Raw genomic sequence first — 19,727 nt, forward strand, 5'->3', positions numbered from 1 at the left:
CGAAGAGTGCCCCGCTTCAGCATCGTCGTCCCCGTCTTCAAGGTGCAGGGCTTCCTGCGCGAATGCCTCGACTCGGTCCTGCAGCAGTCGTTCCGGGACATCGAGGTGATCGCCGTGGACGACTGCTCCCCGGACGGCTGCGGCGCGATCCTCGACGCGTACGCGGCCCGCGACCCGCGCGTCACCGCGCTGCACCTGCCGGAGAACGTGGGCCTGGGCCGCGCGCGCAACGCGGGCATGCCGCACGCCACCGGCGACTACCTGTTCTTCCTCGACAGCGACGACACCCTCACCCCGGGGGCGCTGCGCGCGATGGCCGACCGCCTGGAGGAGACCGCCGACCCGGACGTGCTGGTCTTCGACTACGCCCGCACCTACTGGTGGGGCGGGACCCGGCGCAACGCGCTCGCCCACGTCCTCTCCGCCGGCCGCTCCCCCCGTCCGGGCGGAGCCGGGGAGCCGGAGGAGGACGACGGCACCTTCACCGCCGCCGAGCGGCCCGAGATCCTCGACCTGCTGATGGTGGTGTGGAACAAGGTCTACCGGCGGGACTTCGTGGAGAAGCACGGTTTCGCCTTCCCGCCGGGCTACTACGAGGACACGCCCTGGACCTTCCCGGTCATGCTCAGCGCCGAGCGGATCGCCACCCTCGACCGGATCTGCCTGTACTACCGCCAGCGGCGCCAGGGCAACATCCTGTCCACCACCAGCCGCAGGCACTTCGACATCCACGACCAGTACGAGCGGGTCTTCGCGTTTCTGGACTCCCGTCCCGATCTCGACACGTGGCGGCCCTACCTGCACCGCAAGATGGGCGCGCACTGCCTGGACATCCTCGCCAAACCGGACCGGCTGCCCCCGTCGGACAAGCCGGAGTTCCACCGCCGCACGGCGGAGATGGTCCGCAGGCACCGGCCCGCCGGCGCCCCTCTGGACGGCGAGCTGCGGCTGCTGGCGGGCGGCTGGGCGGCGTACCAGGTCAGGCGGCAGTCCGGACGGGCCGGCCGGGAGCTCGGGCGCCGGACGCTTCAGGTCCGGCGAGCCGCCGCGGGGCGGATGAAGGACGGCTGGGCCGCGCTGCACGCGCGCCGGGCGCTGGACCCCGACCTCGTCGTCTACTCGGCGTTCCACCACCGCGGGATGCTCGGGGACCCCGGCGCCGTCCACCGCAAGGCCCGCGAGATCGCCCCGCACCTGCGCGGCGTGTGGGTGGTCCGCGACCTTCGGGAGGCGGTCGAGGCGGAGCAGGCGGCGGCCCGGGCGGGGCTGGTGCCGCCGGACGTCGAGTACGTCCGGCTGGGCTCCCTGCGCTACCGGCAGGTGACCGCGCGGGCCATGTACTTCGTCAACAACGTCAACTGGCCCGGCGCCCTGGCCAAGCGGCCGGGCAGCGTCCACATCCACACCCACCAGGGCACCCCGCTGAAGTACATGGCGGCCGATCTGCTCGGCAAGCCGGGCGCCCGGCTCGGCGTCGACGTCCCGCAGATGCTGCGCCGGGCCGACCGCTGGGACTACAGCCTGGTCGCCAACCGGCACTCCGAACTGGTGTGGGAGCGGGCCTACCCCTGCGACTTCACCTCCGTGCGCAGTGGCAGCCCGCGCAACGACGTCCTGGCCGGCGCACGGCCGGGCGACGGCGACGCGGTCCGGGCCCGGCTCGGCATCCCGGCGGACCACACGGTCGTGCTGTACGCGCCGACCCGCCGCGACTACCGGCGCGGCGGCCACGCCGAGCGGATCGACCTGGCCCGGTTCGCGGCGGACCTCGGCGGCGGCCACACCCTGGTCGTGCGGCTGCACCCCGCGCTCGCGGCCGGCCCGGCGCGCGGGCTGGGCCTGGCGGAGCTGCACCGGCGCGGGCTGGTCGTCGACGCGACCGACGAGCCGCACGTCGAGGACCTCATGCTGGCCTCGGACGTGCTGGTCACGGACTACTCGGCACTGATGTTCGACTACGCCAACCTGGACCGGCCCATCGTCGTCCACGCCGACGACTGGGGCGCCTACGCGGCCAGCCGGGGCGTCTACTTCGACGTCACCGCCGAGCCACCGGGGCACGTGTCGCGCTCGTACCCGGAGCTGGCGGAGCTGTTCACGACCGGCCGCTGGCGGGACGCGGAGTCGGCGCGGCTGCGGACCGCCTTCCGGGCACGGTTCTGCGAGTTCGACGACGGGTGGGCGGCCGAGCGGGTGGTGCGGACGCTGCTGCTCGGCCAGGAGGACTGGACGCCGGAGGAGACGGCCCGCACCGCGCCGGCCGCGGTCCCCACCCCGGCGGGCGTCCGGACCACCGCGCAGCTGCCGGCCCAGTCGTCCGGGCAGGACACGGACGCACTCGTCCCCCGGCCGTGAGGCGGGAGCGGGACCGGGGCGGCCGGCCGTCGCGCGGCCCGGGCGACGCGGGTGGCGGGCGTCGCGCACGGGACGAACGGCGGCGGCCGGCCGCCCCCGGCCGTGGCCGCTCCCTGCGCGACAGGGAGCGGCCACGGCCTCTCCGCCACTATGCGCCGGAAAGCCGCGTCACCCGGTCCGGTGACACGCCAGAACCCTGACCGCGTCACTCGATGGGGTGATCCAGGGGGCGGCCTGCCGCCCCGGCGACCCCCGGCCGCCGGTGTGGTGCGGCGGGTCCGCCGCGCGTCCGGCTACTCGACGACGAGCTCGACCGGGATGTTGCCGCGGGTGGCGTTGGAGTACGGGCAGACCTGGTGGGCCTGCTCGACCAGCTTGCGTCCGGTGGCCTCGTCGACGGAGTCGGGAAGCTCGATGCGGAGGGTGACCGAGAGCGCGAAGCCCTCACCCTGCTTGCCGATGCCGACCTCCCCGGTGACCGCGGCCTGGCCGAGGTCCACCTGCGCCCGGCGGCCCACCAGGCCGAGGGCACTGGCGAAGCACGCGGCGTAGCCGGCGGCGAACAGCTGCTCGGGGTTGGTGCCCTGACCGTTGCCGCCCATCTCCACCGGGACGGCGAGCTGGAGGTCGAGCCTGCCGTCGGGGGTGACGGCGCGGCCCTCGCGGCCATGGGTGGCGGTGGCGACGGCGGTGTAGAGCGCGTCCATGGAAAACCATCCCTCTCGAAGAGTGGTGCCCGGGCGGCCGGTCCCTGCTCGTGCGTCCGGTCCGCCCCACGACCACGAGTAGAGCACACAATTAAGTTGTGCACAATTTAATCGCCTGTCCGGAGCTACCCTGGAGGCATGACAGACCAGGTTCCGCGGACCGCACCGGACGAGGGCGAGTGGCTGCGCCTCGACCACCAGATCTGCTTCTCCCTGCACGCGGCGACCCGCGCCTTCAACGGCGTCTACCGCGTACTCCTCAAGGAGCTCGGGCTCACCTACCCCCAGTACCTCGTGATGCTGGTGCTGTGGGAGCACGGCGAGACGCCGGTGAAGAGGCTCGGCGAGCACCTGCGCCTGGACTCCGGCACGCTGTCCCCGCTGCTCAAGCGCCTGGAGGCGGCCGGTCTGGTGCGCCGGGAGCGCAGCGCGCGCGACGAGCGGTCGGTGGAGGTGCGGCTGACCGGCGAGGGCGCCGCGCTGCGCGAGCGCGCGAAGTCCGTACCCGGCCGCATCGTGTCGGCGACCGGATTCACCCCGGAGGAGATCCGCGCCCTGCGCGCCCGCCTCGACGAGCTGACCGCGGCGCTCGACGGGGCGGCACTCGACGCCGCGGTACTCGACGCTGCGGCGCCGGGGGAGGAGCGGGCCTGAACGGCGGCGGCCGTCGGGCGTGACGCTCCCGGCGACGGCCGTGGCCCTCTCTCACCCGTCCGTGGCGCTCGGCCGGTCCGCCTGCGGCTGCCCCGTACGGGGGAACCCGTCCCGTATTCTCACCGTCTTACCTACAGGGAGCCAAGGCTCTCTTAACGGGAGATTAACGACCGCACCTACGATTCCGGCCCGTGGACTCCATGCACCCGCAATCCCAGCAGGCACCACACGTCAGCGTGGTCGTCATCGGCTACAACGACTCCGCCCACCTCGCCGACGCGGTGCGCTCCGCGCTGGCGCAGGAGCCCGTCGGCGAGGTCGTCGCCGTCGACGACTGCTCCACGGACGGCAGCCCCGGGCTGCTCGCGCGCCTCGCGGCGACCGAGCCCAGACTGCGGGTGGTCCGGCGCGACACCAACAGCGGCGGATGCGGCAGTCCCCGCAACACCGGCCTCGACGCGGTGACGTCCCCCTACGTGATGTTCCTCGACAGCGACGACGTCCTGCCGCCCGGTGCGGCGGCCGCGCTGCTGACGGCGGCCACCGAGGAGGACGCGCAGGTCGCGGCCGGGCTGTGCGTGCGCCGCGAACTGCCCTCGGGACGCGAAGTGCCCTGGCAGCAGCGCCTGTACGCGCGCAGGTCCGTGCTGGAGCAGCCCGCGCGGCGGCCGCGCCTGGTGCGCGACACGCTGTGCGTCAACAAGCTGTACCGCACCGGCTTCCTGCGCGAGCACGGCATCCGGTTCCCCGAAGGGCGCTTCCCCTACGAGGACTTCGTGTTCACCGCCCGCGTACTGGCCGCCGCCCCGCGCATGGTCCTCGTCCCCGACCGCGTCTACACCTGGCACGTACGCCGGTCCGCCGAGCAGCTGTCGATCTCCCTGGACCGCGGCGGCATCGACAACTGGCGGGCCCGCACCCGGGCCGGCCGGCTGGCGCACGACATCCTGCTGGACGCCGGACAGAAGGAGCTCGCGCGGGCGGCACGCGCCAAGTTCCTCGGCCACGAACTGCGGATGTACGCGCGCGAGCTCGGGCTGCGCGACGCGGAGTACCGGCGCGCGTGGTGGGCGCACACCCGGGAGTACCTCGCGGAGTACGACGCGGCCGACTGGGCCTGCGAACCGGCCGCGCCCGGACGCCTGATCGCCCGTGTCGTGCTCGCGTCGCCCGAGCCCCGCGACCTGCCCCGTCTGAGGGAGTTCGCCGCCCGCCCGGCGCGGCTGTGCCCGCCGTACGCGCGCGCCGCGGACGGCACGCCCATCTGGTCGGACGACCTGCCCCAGGTCACCCTGGAGCCGTTCCTGACCCGTCCGGTGCACCTGCTGCCCCTCGCCGTGGACGCGGAGCTGCGCCCCCGGTCCCGCGGCTCCAGCCTGCGGCTGCGCCTGCACGACCTGTACGGCAGGGTCGCGCAGGCCGGCCCCCGGGTGCTGGAGGTGGAGTGGCGGCACCGGGAGACGGGGCGCACCGCCCAGCGCGCCACCGTCGAGCTGAGGCCCGCCCCGGACGGCACCTGGCCGGCCGAGACGGCCGTCGACCTCGCGGCGCTCGGCGCCGGCACCTGGGACCTGCGCCTCACGCTGCGCCTCGCCGACGGCACGGCACGGCAGACCACGGCGCACGCCCGGCGGGGCACCGGCCTGCTGCGGCGCCGCGCGGTGCCGAGCCTGCTGTACGGAGTGCTGCTCGTACAGCCGTACGCCACGCACTCCGGCGCCCTCGCCCTGCGGATGGCGACCGGCCCGAGCGGCGTCGCGTCGGTCGTCCGCGGCAGGCTCCGGCGCCTGCTTCACTGAGAGCCGGCCCCGGGCGGCACACCCGGTATGCCGGTTTCCGCCGCCCCGGTGTCCCCGCACACGGGGGCGAACGCGTCACCACGGGCCAACGGACGAGGAGGGCCGCACATGACCTGGCTGATCACCGGCGGCGCCGGCTACATCGGGGCGCACGTCGTACGCGCCATGACCGCGGCGGGCGAGCGGGCGGTGGTGTACGACGACCTGTCCACCGGCCGGGCCGACCGCGTCCCGGAGGGCGTCCCGCTGGTGGTGGGCTCCACCCTCGACGGCGAGCGGGTGGCGCGCGCCCTGGCCGGGCACGACGTCACCGGTGTCGTCCACCTGGCGGCGAAGAAGCAGGTGGGCGAGTCGGTGGAGCGTCCGCTGCACTACTACCGGGAGAACATCGAGGGCCTGCGCGTCCTGCTCGATGCGGTCACGGCGGCCGGGGTCACCTCGTTCGTGTTCTCCTCCTCGGCCGCCGTGTACGGCATGCCGGGCGTGGAGCTGGTCACGGAGGAGACGCCCTGCGCGCCCCTGTCGCCCTACGGCGAGACCAAGCTGGCCGGCGAGTGGCTGGTCCGCGCCACGGGCCGGGCGGCGGGACTGTCCACGGCGGCGCTGCGCTACTTCAACGTGGCGGGCGCGGCGGCCCCCGATCTGGCGGACCCGGGCGTCCACAACCTCGTCCCCATGGTCTTCGACCGCCTCACGCGGAACGCCTCCCCGCGCATCTTCGGCGACGACTACCCGACGCCCGACGGCACCTGCATCCGCGACTACATCCACGTGGTGGACCTGGCGGAGGCGCACGTGGCCACGGCCCGCGCCCTGGGCCCCTCCCCCGGCCTGCACCTGACGCTGAACATCGGCCGCGGCGAGGGCGTGTCGGTGCGCGAGATGATCGACACGATCAACGCCGTCACCGGCTACGACCGTCCCCCGGCGGTGACCCCGCGCCGCCCGGGCGACCCCGCCCGCGTCGTCGCCTCCGCCGACCGCATCGCCACCGAACTCGGCTGGAAGGCGACGCGTGACGTCCAGGACATGATCACGTCCGCCTGGGAGGGCTGGATCCACCACCACCCGGACGCGGCCCGGAGCTGACCGGGCCCCGGAGTGCCGACCCGGCGCCCGGGGCCGGCTTCGGAGTGCTGCCGGAACCGGCGCCCGGGGCCGGCTTCGGAGTGCTGCCGGAACCGGCGCCCGGGCCCGGACGCCGGGTGCCTCGTGCCGGGTCCAGGGGCCCGTGCTCCGGCGTCGCCGTTGCCCCGGCGAGCGCGTGCCGGGCCGCGGGCCCGGTCACAGGGCCTTGATGGCCTCCGCCGTCGCGCGGGCGAGGGAGTCCAGATAGCCCTTGGGCAGCTTGGCACTGCGGATGACCACCGCGCGCCAGTACAGGGGGCCCGAGATCAGGTCCAGGACGAGGTCCTCGTCGAGACCGGCGCGGATCTCGCCGCGCCGCTCGGCCGCCGCCACAATGCTGCTGGCGACGCTCTCCTGCCCGTCCCGCAGCGCCTTCTGCATGGCGTCGGCGATGTCGGGGTTGCGGGCGGCCTCCGCCTGGAGATCGGGGATGATCTGCGAGGCCACCGGGTGGCGCAGGGCCCGCGACGTCAGCCCGTACAGCAGGCGCAGGTCCCCCTGGAGGGAGCCGCTGTCGGGGACGGGCAGGCCCTGCACGGCGAGCGCCGAGACGATGTCGAGCACCAGGTGCAGCTTCGAGCGCCAGCGCCGGTACACCGCGGTCTTGCCGACGCCCGCCCGCCGCGCGATGCCCTCGATGGACATCCGCGCGTAGCCCACGGCCGCGAGTTCCTCGAAGACGGCCGCCCGGATGGCCTCCGTCACGTCCTCCCGGAGCACGGCCGCCCCGGCGGGGGCCCGGCGGCGCGGACGCGCCCGGGGCTCCTCGGCGTTCGTCGTCATGCGATCCAGCATAGGGGCGTCACGACGAAACGGTTGCGTTCCGACGTCGCTTCGCCCTACTCTCACGTTGCGTCGATACGATGCCGTCCCGACGTGAGAACGTGAAGAATCGCGCGAGCGAGCGCACGACGGGCCCGGCACCGGTCGCCCGCATCCCCACCCCCCGAACGAAAGCAGCGGATGTGAGCCAGGTCCTCCACACACCGCCCTCCCCGGCCGAGGCCGAGGACGACCTCGCGGCGCTCGCCGCGCGCCACGGCCTGTCCGTCAGCGGCGCCCGTCCCTCCCTGCCCGAGTACGTCCGCCGGCTGTGGGCCCGCAGGCACTTCATCAGCGCCTTCGCCACCGCCAAGCTCACCGCCCAGTACAGCCAGGCGAAGCTCGGGCAGATCTGGCAGGTGATGACCCCCCTGCTGAACGCCGCCGTGTACTACTTCATCTTCGGCGTCCTGCTCGGCACCAAGCACGGCGTCCCGGACTTCGTGCCGTTCCTGGTCACGGGCGTGTTCGTGTGGACCTTCACGCAGAGTTCGATCATGGCGGGCACCCGGGCCATCTCCGGCAACCTCGGCCTGGTGCGCGCGCTGCACTTCCCGCGGGCCGCGCTGCCCATCTCCTTCGCGCTGCAGCAGCTCCAGCAGCTGCTGTTCTCGATGGCCGCCCTCGTGGTGATCCTGCTGGTCTTCGGCGTGCCGGTCGGCGTCTCCTGGCTGCTGACCCTGCCGGTGCTGGTGCTGCAGTTCGTGTTCAACGCGGGCGTGTCGATGGTCCTGGCCCGGATCGGCGCCAAGACCCCGGACATCGCCCAGCTGATGCCGTTCGTGCTGCGCACCTGGATGTACGTCTCGGGCGTCATGTGGAGCATCGACACGATGCTCGACCGCACCAACCTGCCGCACACGGTGAAGGCGCTGCTGGAGGCCAACCCCGCCGCCGTCTACATCGACCTCATGCGTTTCGCGCTGATCGACAGCTTCCACGCGAGTCAGCTCCCGCACCACGTGTGGGCGTACGCGGTCGGCTGGGCGCTGCTGGCCGGCGCCGGCGGCTTCATCTACTTCTGGAAGGCTGAGGAGACGTACGGCCGTGGCTGAAACGACCACCCCGCGCACCGCCGGGGCCGCCCCCGCGGCCGCCGAGAAGATCCCCACCGTCGTCGCCGACCACGTCGACATCGTCTACCGGGTCAACGGCACCGGCGGCGGCCGCGGCTCCGCGACCGCCGCCCTCAACCGCATCCTGCGCCGCAAGCAGGCCGAGAAGGCCGCGGGCGTGCGCAAGGTGCACGCGGTGAAGGACGTCTCCTTCGTCGCCTACCGGGGCGAGGCGATCGGCCTGATCGGCACCAACGGCTCCGGCAAGTCGACGCTCCTCAAGGCGGTCGCCGGACTGCTCCCGGTGGAGAGCGGCCACATCTACACCAACGGCCAGCCCTCCCTCCTCGGCGTGAACGCGGCCCTGATGGGCGACCTGACCGGCGAGCGCAACGTCTACCTCGGCGGCCTGGCCATGGGCATGTCCCGCGAGCAGATCAAGGCGCGCTACCAGGAGATCGTCGACTTCTCCGGCATCAACGAGAAGGGCGACTTCATCAGCCTGCCGATGCGGACGTACTCCTCCGGCATGGGCGCCCGCCTGCGGTTCTCCATCGCAGCCGCCAAGGACCACGACGTGCTCCTGATCGACGAGGCGCTGGCGACCGGCGACCGCTCCTTCCAGAAGCGCTCCGAGAAGCGGATCCGCGAACTGCGCAAGCAGGCGGGCACCGTCTTCCTGGTCAGCCACAGCGGCAGGACGATCCGCGACACCTGCGAGCGGGTGCTGTGGCTGGAGCGCGGCGAGCTGCGCATGGACGGGCCGACCGACGAGGTCATGGACGCGTACGAGGCCTTCACGGGCAAGTAGGGACACCGGCCGGCGGCGGGACCGGAATTTCCGCCGGTCCCGCCGCGCCGGCCCGGAGCCGCCGGGTCGGCGGGCCGGTCCGCGCCGCCGGGCTCATGCGGGTCGGGGCCACCGCGGCGCATCGCCGTGGTCAGTCCGCCACGGCGTACAGCACCTGGCCGTCCGGCCCGCGGGCCACCTCCCGCAGACCCGCGCCGGGCGCGGTGCTCCCCCGGTCGACCACCCAGCGCACGCCGTACCGGCGCAGGATGTCCCGCCGTTCACCGCCCGGTGTCCCCGGCGCGAAGTAGTCCCGTACGGCCGCCTGCCGCTGCCTCTCGTCCGGCAGGAAGAAGTCGGGGTAACCGGGCGCCACGGTGCAGGCGCCGTACGCCGGGATCTGCCGGGAGGCGGACGTGCGGGCCATGACCACGTCCCCGTACCTCACGAACGGTGTGATCCAGCCGTACCCCGTCCACGGCGGCGTGTAGTTGACCGCCAGCGGCTCCGGCAGGGCCGACCGCCCCACCACGTACCCGAGCACCCCCGCCTGGGCCCACGCCCCGACGGCCAGCGCGCCGGCCAGCAGCCAGGCCCAGCGCGCCCGCGCCGCCCGCCGGCCGCCCTCGACGGCCTCCAGCGCGGCGGCGAGCTGGGCCGGGATCAGCACGGCGGGCGCGGCGCGCCCCCAGGAGTAGTGGCCGGCCGCCCAGCCCGCCGCGCACACCAGCGTGCCGAGCAGGAAGAACAGCACCAGCACGTCCCACCGGTCGCGCCGCCACCGCAGCACCAGGGCCACCACCCCCAGCAGCGCCAGCCAGTAGCGGCCGGCGACGTCCGTGTAGAGCGCCCGGTGCACGGCCTCCAGGTCCGTACCGGCCGTGAACAGGGCGAAGAAGTCGTAGTACGGCCAGAGCCAGAGCGTCAGCGACCCCAGGAGCACGCCGGCACCGAGCCGGGGCCACACCACCCGCGCGGGCCACGCCGCCAGCACCGCGGCGACCGCCCCCAGCGTGGCGACGACCCCGGTGAACTGGTGGCACAGCAGGGTCACCGCCCACAGGCCGCCGAGCCCCAGCCAGCCCGCCCATCCGGCCGGCAGGGTGAGCGCCCGGGTCAGCCACGCCCAGAGGTGGAAGGTGAGGCCGAGGGCGAACACGCTCGGGTACGACACCGTCAGCGCGAGGGAGTTCAGGCCGAGGAAGCCGCTCCAGTTGAGGGGGGCCGTCCCCCACAGCAGCACCAGGCACAGGCCGGCCGCCGCGGGCGCGGCCCGGTGGGTGCTCAGGGTCCGGACGTACCGCCACACACCCGTGGCCAGCAGGCCCAGCCCGGCCAGCGCGGCGAACCGCAACACGAGGAAGACCGACACACCGGTGCCGCGTGCGACGCAGCCGAGCAGCAGCATCCACGGCGAGTAGTACGGGCTCGGCGTGTCGGCGTCGACGAGCGGGTTGCCGGGGTGCAGCAGGTTGTGGCGCAGGCGTTCGATGGTCGCCGCGTGTATGCCGAGGTCGCCGGCCCAGGGCAGCACTCCGATCACCGGCAGCAGCAGGACGAGCACGGATGCGGCCGCCGCCCGGACGAGAGCGACGCGCGCGGAGGCGTCCGCGGGACGGGGGACGGCCCGCCCCTGAGGGGGTGCCTCAGGCGGCGGGGCGAGCATCGCACCGAAGGATCAGGATCCGTGTGACCGGCCGGGCGGGTGCGGGGAGGTGTGCGGGGACGAGGGCGCGCGCCGCCGCCACCGCGGCCGGACGGCTCTCGATGAGGTTCACAGTCACGCGGCAACTTTATATATATTGTCCTATTTGCCAGGAACTGAAGCTGTGCCGTTCGGCGGTACCCGGATCGATCCCCGTCCGAGAGGTCCGCCGGTCCGCCGGCCGTTCCCCACGCCGTTCCCCACGCCGGTCTCCGCGCCGTCCCCGGGCCTCGCCACGCCCCGGACACGCCAAGGGGGCGCCCCGGGCCAGGCCGGCCCGGGACGCCCCCGGTGCTGTGCGGTCCCCGTGAGGGACCGGCGCGCTACGAGTGCGTCCGCAGCAGCGTGCGCATCGTCCGCATCGCCACCGACAGGTTGGCGAGGTCGAACTCGTCCGAACCGCGGATCTCCTCCAGCGTGGTACGCGCCCGGGACAGCAGCGCCGCGTTCTTCTGCTCCCACACCTTGAAGCGCTGCTCCGGAGTGGAGCTGCCGTTGCCGGCGGCGAGGATGTCCGCCGTCAGGGCCGCGTGGGCCGCGTACAGGTCCTCGCGGATCGCCGCCCGCGCCATGGACTGCCAGCGGTCGGCGCGCGGCAGCTCGATGATGCGGTCCATCAGCTGGGTGATGCTGAGACGGTCGGCGAGGTCGTAGTACACCTCGGCGACGTCCAGCGGTTCCCTGCCCATGCGGTCGGCCACCGAGACGATGTCGAGCGTCGGGAAGGCGGAGGAGAACCCGGCCACCCGCGTGGCCACCTCGTCCGGCACCCCGGCCGCGGACAGCTCGGCGTACACCTGCTCGTACCACTCCAGGTCCGCGCCCCGCAGCAGCTTCGGCAGCTCGGACCAGACCTGCTCCACGCGCTCGGCGAAGAACGCGACCGTCTCGCCCAGCTCCAGCGGCTGCGGCCGGTTGTTGAGCAGCCAGCGCGTGCCGCGCTCGACCAGCCGGCGCGAGTGCAGCCGGATCCGGGTCTGGACGCCCGCGTCGACCCTGTTGTCCAGCGCCTCGACGGCGTCCCACACCGGCGCCGAGCGGAAGATCGCGCGAGCCGCGGTCTGCGCCCGGACGATCTCCTCCAGCGAGGCCCCGGTCTCCTCCCGCAGGCGGTGCAGGTAGGTCGTACCGCCCGTGTTCACCGTGTCGTTGACCAGCACTGTCGTGGTGATCTCCCGGCGCAGCGGGTGACCGTCGATCTGCTCGGCGAACTGCTCGCGCAGCGCCGCCGGGAAGTACGTGTGCAGCAGACCGCGCAGGTACGGGTCGTCCGGCAGCGAGGTCGCCAGCAGCTCCTCGGCGACCGTGATCTTCGTGTACGCCAGCAGGACGGCCGTCTCCGGACCGGTCAGGCCCTGACCGGCGGTGAGCCGCTCGCGGATCTGGCGGTCGGTGGGCAGGAACTCCAGCGCCCGGTCCAGGTGCCCCTCGCGGACCAGGTGGCGGACGAAGCGCTGCTGCGCGTGGAGCATGTCCTTGGACTGGGCGAGCGCGTTGGCGATCGCCGTGTTCTGCGCGTAGTTGTTGCGCAGGACCAGATGGCCGACCTCGTCCGTCATCTCGGCGAGCAGCTTGTTGCGCTGCTTGACGGTCATGTCGCCCTCGGTGACCAGGCGGTTGAGCAGGATCTTGATGTTCACCTCGTGGTCGGAGGTGTCCACGCCCGCGCTGTTGTCGATGGCATCGGTGTTGACCTTGCCGCCGGCCTGCGCGAACTCGATCCGGCCGAGTTGGGTCAGCCCCAGGTTGCCGCCCTCGCCGACGACCCTGACGCGCAGGTCCGCGCCGTCGACGCGGATGGCGTCGTTGGCCTTGTCGCCCACGTCGGCGTGGGACTCGGTGCTGGCCTTGACGTAGGTGCCGATGCCGCCGTTCCACAGCAGGTCCACCGGGGCCTGGAGGATCGCCCGCATCAGGTCGGCCGGGGTCAGCTTGGTGACGCCCGACTCGATGCCGAGCGCCTTGCGGATGTGCGCGTTGACCGGGATCGCCTTCGCGGTCCGCGGGAACACCCCGCCGCCGGGCGACAGCAGCCCGGTGTCGTAGTCCTCCCACGACGAGCGCGGCAGCTCGAACAGGCGCCGGCGCTCGGCGTAGGAGGTGGCCGCCTCGGGGTCCGGGTCGATGAAGATGTGCCGGTGGTCGAAGGCGGCGACCAGGCGGATGTTCTCGGACAGCAGCATGCCGTTGCCGAAGACGTCACCGGACATGTCGCCGATGCCGACGACCGTGAAGTCCTCCGTCTGGGTGTCGACGCCCAGCTCGCGGAAGTGCCGCTTGACGGACTCCCAGGCACCGCGGGCGGTGATGCCCATGCCCTTGTGGTCGTAGCCCGCCGAGCCGCCGGAGGCGAAGGCGTCGCCGAGCCAGAAGTCGTACGACTGCGCGACCTCGTTGGCGATGTCCGAGAACGTCGCCGTGCCCTTGTCCGCGGCGACGACGAGGTAGGTGTCGTCGCCGTCGTGCCGGACGACGTCCCGCGGCGGCACGACCTCGCCGGCGACCAGGTTGTCGGTGATGTCGAGCAGCGCCGAGATGAACGTCTTGTAGCTCGCGATGCCCTCCGCCAGCCACGCGTCCCGGTCCACGCTCGGGTCGGGCAGCTGCTTGGCGACGAAGCCGCCCTTGGCCCCGACCGGCACGATCACGGTGTTCTTCACCATCTGCGCCTTGACCAGGCCGAGGATCTCCGTGCGGAAGTCCTCGCGACGGTCGGACCAGCGCAGGCCGCCGCGGGCGACCTTGCCGAAGCGCAGATGCACGCCCTCCACACGCGGCGAGTACACCCAGATCTCGAAGGCCGGGCGCGGCGCCGGCAGGTCCGGGATGGCCTGCGGGTCGAACTTCATGGACACGTAGTCGTGCGCGCCGCCGTCCGCGGCCTCCTGGAAGAAGTTCGTGCGCAGGGTCGCCCTGATGACCGTCAGGAAGGACCGCAGGATCCGGTCCTCGTCGAGGGAGGCCACCTGGTCGAGGGCCGCGTCGACCTCCTCCAGCAGGGCGTCCACCAGCTCGTGCCCGGCGCGCTGCCGGTCCGGCGACATCCGCGCCTCGAACAGGGAGACGAGCAGACGGGTGGTGTGGACGTTGGTGCGGAGGGTGTCCTCCATGTAGTCCTGGCTGAAGGTGGAGCCCGCCTGACGCAGGTACTTGGCGTAGGCGCGCAGCACCATCGCCTGCCGCCAGGTCAGCCCGGCGCCGAGCACGAGGGCGTTGAAGCCGTCGTTCTCCGCCTTGCCGGTCCAGGTGGCGGCGAAGGCCTCCTGGAACCGCTCGCGGGCGTCGTCGCCCCGGTAGTCGACACCGCCGGACGTCGGCTTCGGCATACGCAGACCGAAGTCGTAGATCCACGCCGTCGTCCGGTCGGCGCAGCGCAGCTCGTACGGCCGCTCGTCGGTGACCTCCACGCCGAGCCGGCTGAGCACCGGCAGGACGGCGGACAGCGAGACCGAGCCGCCCTTCTGGTAGATCTTGAAGCGGCGCTCCTCCGGAGCGGCGCCCACCGGCTCGTACAGGCTCAGCGCGAACGTCTGGTCCTCGCCAAGCCGTTCGAGGTGGACCAGGTCCGCGACCGCGGCGCGCGGCGAGTGGTCGGCCTTGTAGCCCTCGGGGAAGGCGTGGTTGTAGCGGCGCAGCAGCTCGGCGGCGCGCTCCTCGCCCAGTTCCGCGTTGAGCGCCTCGGCGAAGCCGTCGGCCCAGGAGCGGGCGGCCTCGACCAGGCGGGCCTCGATGCGCTCCCGGTCGGCGTCGGACAGCTGCGGCAGCTCGGTGCCCTGCGGGACGCGGACGACGAAGTGCAGCCGGGACAGGATCGACTCGGTGTTCCAGGCCGTGAAGTCGACACTGATGCCGCCGAGCTCCTCCTTGAGGATGTCGATGATCCGCAGCCGTACGCCCGTGGTGTAGCGGTCGCGGGGCAGGTAGACCAGGGCGGAGTAGTAGCGCCCGTACTCGTCCTGGCGCAGGTACAGGCGCAGCCGCCGGCGCTCCTGCAGGTACAGCACGGAGGTGGCGATGGACTGGAGTTCGTCGGCCGGCGTCTGGAACAGCTCGTCGCGCGGGTAGGTCTCGAGGATCTGCAGCAGGTCGCGGCCGTCGTGGCTGTTGGGCGAGAAGCCCGCAAGGCCGAGCACCTCGTCGACCTTGCGGCGGATCACCGGGACGCGCCGCACGGACTCGGTGTACGCGGCGGAGGAGAACAGGCCGAGGAAGCGGCGCTCGCCGACGACCTCGCCCTTCTCGTCGAACTTCTTGACGCCGATGTAGTCCAGGTACGACGGCCGGTGCACGGTGGCCCGGCTGTTGGCCTTGGTCAGGACGAGCAGCCGGTGCTCGCGGGCCTTGGCGCGGGCGTCGGCGGGCAGCCGCTCGAAGGACGGGCTGACCGGGTGGCTGTCCTCACCGGCGTGGTGCGGGTCCGCACGCAGTATGCCGAGGCCGGTGCCCGGCACGGCGGCCAGCACGTCGTCCCCGCGCAGCTGGTACTCGCGGTAGCCGAGGAACGTGAAGTGGTCGTCGGCCAGCCAGCGCAGCAGCTCGCGGGCCTCCTCCGCCTCCTGCGGGCGCAGGTCGCCCGGCATCGGCTCCCCGGGCAGCCCCTCGGCCAGGCGGACCGCCGCCTCGCGCATCTTCTCCCAGTCCTCGACGGCCTCGCGGACGTCGGACAGGACGCGCAGCAGATCGGCCGTGATCTGCTTGAGGTCGCCGCGGTCGGTCTCCCGGTCGATCTCGACGTGGATCCAGGACTCGACGTGCGCGTCGTGCGGCAGCTGCTCGCCGGCGGGCGGCTTCGGCAGCATCTCCAGGAGCTTTCCGGTGAGGTCGCGCCGGACCACGAACTGCGGATGGACGACGACGTGGATGCCGCGCCCCTGCCGCGTCAGCTCGTTGGTGACGGAGTCCACCAGGAAGGGCATGTCGTCGGTGACGACCTCGACCACGGAGTGGCTGCACGTCCAGCCGTTCTCCTCGACGGTCGGGGTGTGGACCCGCACGTTCGCCGTGCCCTGGGGGCGGCTCTCCGCCAGGCGGTAGTGGGAGAAGGCGGCACCGAAGACATCGACCGGGTCGCGGTCGGCGAGGTCCTCGGGAGCCGTGTGCAGGTAGTAACGCCGGAGGAACCTGAGCAGGGTGTCCCGGTCCGGCACGCCCTCACTCGTCGACCCGGTCGGTAGGTACCCCCCGACCGGGCTGTTCTCAGCTACCCGGGCGGCCCTTTCGAGCAACTCGGCCTTGGCTTCGTCCAGCTTGGTCTGCATTGTCCTCTGGCTCCTGTCGCGCGCCGTTGCGTGACGTAGAAGGAAGTTCGGTCTCTTGCCTGTCGGCGTCACGCCACGACACGGGGTCTCCGGTCTGTTCCGACGCTATGCCGCAAGGGGAGATGAGCGGGGGGATATCGGCCGATGTCGACACGCCCGGGGGGTGTGACGCTGCTCTCGCCGGTGCCGGTGCCCGGGATCCGTTCGGCGTCCCGGCCACCGTCGGGGCCACCTTCCGCCCGCGAGGATCAGCTATCGCCGCCCGGCCACGGACGTCGTCCGTGCTCACCGGGCGCGGGGCGAAGGCGACGGTGCCTCCGCGAGCTATCGCGCTGATCACGCCACAAGGCTATCGCCCGCAGCGGGGCTCCCGTCATGAGCCGTATGTGTACAAAACAGGGGGCGGAACTTTGACGTTCTGCACAGGGACGGCGCACGCTCCGGCGTCGTATCGGGGGCCGGTGTGACGGCTGCGGCGGCTGTGCCGGAAGAGGCGCCGCGGCCGGCGTGGCGTGCGGGCGGGTGGCCGGATCACGCGTCCGCCCGGAGCCGGGTCTCCCCGGTGGGGGAGAGAGCCGGGCGGGCGGGTCCGCCGGCGGGGCCGACCCGCCCTGCCGCCGGCCGCTCCCGAGCCGCGTCCCCGGTGCGGGGAGCCGGACGGGCCGACCGCACGCCGGTCCGCCGGACGGTCACGCCGCCAGTCGTCCCGCCTCCGCCACGGCCTCCGCGAGTGTGTCCACCACCGGCACCCCCGCCTTCTCGAGGCTGGCCCGGCTGTGCGAACCGCCGGTGTACAGCACCGCCTGGGCACCCACGTGCAGCGCCGCCAGCGCGTCGTCCGCAGCGTCCCCGATCACGACCGTGCGCTCGGGGTGCACGGCACCGGCCAGCGCACCGAGATGCCGCGCCATGTGCTCGGCCTTGCTGCCGCCGGACGGCCCGGTCCGCCCGTCGACGCGTATGAAGTGGGCCTCGATCCCGAACCCGCGTACCAGCGGGACCAGGTCCTCGTGCCCGTACATGCTGAGGATCGACTGGCTGTGCCCCGCGGACCGCCACCCCGCGAGCAGATCCGCCGCGCCCTCGGTCAGCCCGCAGCGCACCCGGTGCTCGGCGTAGTAGCGGTGGAAGACGGCGTCCATGAGCTCCCACTCGGCGCCGGTGGGCAGGCGCCCGAGCAGCCGCTCGTAGAACTTCGGCACGGGCACGCAGTACAGCGCGCGGTACTGCTCCAGCGTGATCGGCTCCAGGCCGAGCTCGCCGAACGCCGCGTTCGTCGCCCCGATCACCGCGTCGTTGTCGTGGAACAGTGTCCCGTTCCAGTCCCAGACGATGTGCGCCCCTGACTGCGTTCCCATGCCGAAAAACGTTACCCGCTGCCACTGACATCGGGGAGGGACGCAGGTCGCGGTGCGGCCGCCGGGCCGCCGCGGGCCCCGCTGCGCCGCGTCAGTCGCCGGGTCCCACCAGGTTCGGGATCTCCTGCGTGGCGAACCACAGCAGTTCGTGGTCCTCGGCCCCGTCCACGACGAACTGCGCGTCGTCGTCGCCCGCGTCCGCCGCTTCCAGCGCCCGGGCCGCCGCCGCCACGTCCGCCTCCGCGTCCTCGGCGTCCACGTGCACCGCGGCCGCCTTCGCGAGCGGCACAGAGCCGGCCACCCGGACCTCGCCCAGCGCCGCCGGGTCGAGACCGCGGTCGGGGTCCACCGCCGCCGCGCCGTCCGACACGTCGACGGCGACCACGACACGCCGCCGGGGCGCCCCGGCGTCCGCCGCCAGCAGGCGCAGCGAGGCGAGCGCGGCCCGGCTCAGCGCGGCGTACTCCAGCTCCTCGATGTCGTCGGAGAGGTACCACTCGCGCAGGGCGGGCGTGACCGCGTACGCGACGAACGGCCCGGCCCCCAGCTCACCCGTCGTGCGGGCCTCGGCGAGACCGGAGAGCGTCAGGGGGACGTACACGCGCATGGCTGGCCGCTTTCGTGGTCGGTGGGCTCCGCAGGACCCGGGACCGGCGCTGCCACGCCGCCCGGACGGCCTTCAGGATACGTGTGGGAGGTCCCCTTTCGGGCTTCCCGCCGCACCCCGGGAAGCGTCCACCCCGCGCCTCCCGCGTCACCCGGTGCGCCCCTGCTCTGTCGGGGTTTGCGACCCCCGTCACCACCCGGATAGGTGAACCCGTCCGGCCTCCGGCGCGGCCCGCTTCCCGTTTGCCGCCGTGGGGCCGGGCCCCGTACAAGATCCCCGACCACGAAGTTACCGCCCGGTACTCACCGGGTGGCTCCGAACGGGGATCACATGCACAAGGTCATGACCAGGGCCCAGCACCGCCCGGGCACGCGTCCGCCGGGCCGCCAGGACGCCCGCCGTCCGGGCGGCACCCCGCCCCGCCCGCCCGGCGGCACCCTCTTCCGCGCACCGGCCGGCGGCCGCCCACCGGCGGCCCCGGGCCACCCGACAGTCACCCCACGCAGCGGCGCGGACGCCTCCGGCCGGGCCAGGCCCGGCAGGCCCGGTCCGGAAGTCACCGGCACGCCCACCCGGCACCCGGCTCGGCCCCCGCGGCCGGAGTCCCTGGCCCGGCCCGACGGCACGGCCGCCGCCGCCCGCGTGGTCGCCGCTCAGTCCGCCCCCCGGCCCCTTCCGCACCGGGTCACCACCGACCTCTTCGCGGAGCGCCTCCTCGCCGTCCTCAGCGGACAGCGGCCCGTGCACTGGATGCTGCGGCACACCGCCGGCCGCGCCTACGACGAGCTGGCCTGGCTCGCCGAGCGCGGCCCCCTGCGTATCCGCGGCGCCCGTGCCGTCGTCCGCGACATCGGCTACTACGAGGCCCGTCCCGGCGCCCTGGAGGCCTTCGCGCGCATCGGCGCCGGCGACCGCCTGCGCGCCATGGCGTTCCGCCTGGAACAGGGCCGCGACCTGCGCTGGCGCTGCACGGCCGTCGAACTCGACGGCCCCCGCATGCCCCACACCGACGACTAGTGCCGCGGGCGGCAGCGGGGCCGGCCACTTCCTGCCAGGGGCTGTGGCAGCCGCCTCCCGTCCGGATCCGCCCGGACCCCGCTCCTCCCGTCCGGGCAGGCGGCGGCCGCGAGGCTGGTGGCGCGCCCCGGGGCCGCAGGCCTCGCCCAGGCGGGCCCGGACGGCGGCAGGGCCCCGACCTGCCGCCAGGCTGGGCCCAGGCAGGGCGCGCGCCGTCATCCAGGAGTGACGGGCGCCGCCCCAACCCCGCAGCCACGACGGAGGGCGAGCCGGGATGCCCCGGGGTCGAGGCCTGGGACCGGAGTCGGGGGTGCAGAGGCCGGCCCGCAGGCGGGCACGCACGCCGGTGCAGAGGGCGAGCCCGGAGACCAGCACCGCGGAAACCCGGGCCCGCAGGCCCGCTCGGCGTCGGTGGTGGCGCCGACGTCGATCCGCGCCGGACAAGCGGCAGGGCCGGGCACCCCTGGGGGTG

The 19,727-nt window shown here is 73.7% G+C and carries 13 protein-coding genes; 7 read left to right on the plus strand and 6 right to left on the minus strand.

Annotated features, from left to right (window positions below; all coding sequences use genetic code 11):
* Positions 1 to 6 precede the first annotated feature (6 nt).
* The gene (locus tag ACWDNY_RS15530; RefSeq protein WP_451646268.1) at positions 7 to 2,355 is read left to right on the plus strand and encodes a bifunctional glycosyltransferase/CDP-glycerol:glycerophosphate glycerophosphotransferase; all 2,349 of its coding nucleotides are present in this window, start codon (positions 7 to 9) and stop codon (positions 2,353 to 2,355) included.
* A gap of 293 nt (positions 2,356 to 2,648) precedes the next feature.
* Here ACWDNY_RS15530 and ACWDNY_RS15535 read toward each other — a convergent pair whose 3' ends face one another.
* A complete protein-coding gene (locus ACWDNY_RS15535) occupies positions 2,649 to 3,062 on the minus strand; it encodes an organic hydroperoxide resistance protein (RefSeq protein WP_451646269.1) in 414 nt (137 codons plus the stop codon).
* Between the two features lie 138 nt (positions 3,063 to 3,200).
* Between ACWDNY_RS15535 and ACWDNY_RS15540 the strand changes: the two genes are divergently transcribed.
* The 3 genes from ACWDNY_RS15540 to galE all read left to right on the plus strand — a co-directional run bounded on the left by ACWDNY_RS15540 (position 3,201) and on the right by galE (position 6,604).
* Positions 3,201 to 3,716, plus strand: a complete 516-nt coding sequence (locus tag ACWDNY_RS15540) for a MarR family winged helix-turn-helix transcriptional regulator (protein ID WP_451646270.1) — start codon at positions 3,201 to 3,203, stop codon at positions 3,714 to 3,716.
* 200 nt (positions 3,717 to 3,916) lie between these two features.
* Positions 3,917 to 5,515, plus strand: coding sequence for a glycosyltransferase family 2 protein (locus ACWDNY_RS15545; protein ID WP_451646291.1), 1,599 nt, complete (start codon positions 3,917 to 3,919; stop codon positions 5,513 to 5,515).
* Between the two features lie 108 nt (positions 5,516 to 5,623).
* Positions 5,624 to 6,604, plus strand: coding sequence for a UDP-glucose 4-epimerase GalE (gene galE / locus ACWDNY_RS15550; protein ID WP_451646271.1), 981 nt, complete (start codon positions 5,624 to 5,626; stop codon positions 6,602 to 6,604).
* Positions 6,605 to 6,799: 195 nt separating this feature from the next.
* Here galE and ACWDNY_RS15555 read toward each other — a convergent pair whose 3' ends face one another.
* Positions 6,800 to 7,426: a TetR/AcrR family transcriptional regulator gene (locus ACWDNY_RS15555; RefSeq protein ID WP_451646272.1), complete on the minus strand. Its 627-nt coding sequence runs from the start codon at positions 7,424 to 7,426 to the stop codon at positions 6,800 to 6,802.
* Between the two features lie 182 nt (positions 7,427 to 7,608).
* Between ACWDNY_RS15555 and ACWDNY_RS15560 the strand changes: the two genes are divergently transcribed.
* A complete protein-coding gene (locus ACWDNY_RS15560; protein WP_451646273.1) occupies positions 7,609 to 8,520 on the plus strand; it encodes an ABC transporter permease in 912 nt (303 codons plus the stop codon).
* Positions 8,513 to 9,331, plus strand: coding sequence for an ABC transporter ATP-binding protein (locus ACWDNY_RS15565; protein WP_451646274.1), 819 nt, complete (start codon positions 8,513 to 8,515; stop codon positions 9,329 to 9,331). The genes ACWDNY_RS15560 and ACWDNY_RS15565 overlap by 8 nt, the downstream gene beginning before the upstream one ends.
* Before the next feature lie 130 nt (positions 9,332 to 9,461).
* On the opposite strand, the gene ACWDNY_RS15570 is transcribed toward ACWDNY_RS15565, so the two are convergent.
* The 4 genes from ACWDNY_RS15570 to ACWDNY_RS15585 all read right to left on the minus strand — a co-directional run bounded on the left by ACWDNY_RS15570 (position 9,462) and on the right by ACWDNY_RS15585 (position 18,238).
* Positions 9,462 to 10,976, minus strand: coding sequence for a hypothetical protein (locus ACWDNY_RS15570; protein WP_451646275.1), 1,515 nt, complete (start codon positions 10,974 to 10,976; stop codon positions 9,462 to 9,464).
* 362 nt (positions 10,977 to 11,338) lie between these two features.
* Complete coding sequence (locus ACWDNY_RS15575) at positions 11,339 to 16,273, minus strand: NAD-glutamate dehydrogenase (RefSeq protein ID WP_451646276.1); 4,935 nt, start codon at positions 16,271 to 16,273, stop codon at positions 11,339 to 11,341.
* A gap of 689 nt (positions 16,274 to 16,962) precedes the next feature.
* Entirely contained in the window at positions 16,963 to 17,631 is a 669-nt protein-coding gene (locus ACWDNY_RS15580) for an HAD family hydrolase (protein ID WP_451646277.1), read from the minus strand.
* Between the two features lie 91 nt (positions 17,632 to 17,722).
* Positions 17,723 to 18,238, minus strand: a complete 516-nt coding sequence (locus ACWDNY_RS15585; RefSeq protein WP_451646278.1) for a DUF6912 family protein — start codon at positions 18,236 to 18,238, stop codon at positions 17,723 to 17,725.
* Positions 18,239 to 18,568: 330 nt separating this feature from the next.
* Between ACWDNY_RS15585 and ACWDNY_RS15590 the strand changes: the two genes are divergently transcribed.
* On the plus strand, positions 18,569 to 19,255 hold the full coding sequence (locus ACWDNY_RS15590) for an Rv3235 family protein (protein ID WP_451646279.1): 687 nt from the start codon (positions 18,569 to 18,571) through the stop codon (positions 19,253 to 19,255).
* Positions 19,256 to 19,727: the final 472 nt, after the last annotated feature.

This window comes from Streptomyces sp. NPDC003697, assembly GCF_053587115.1.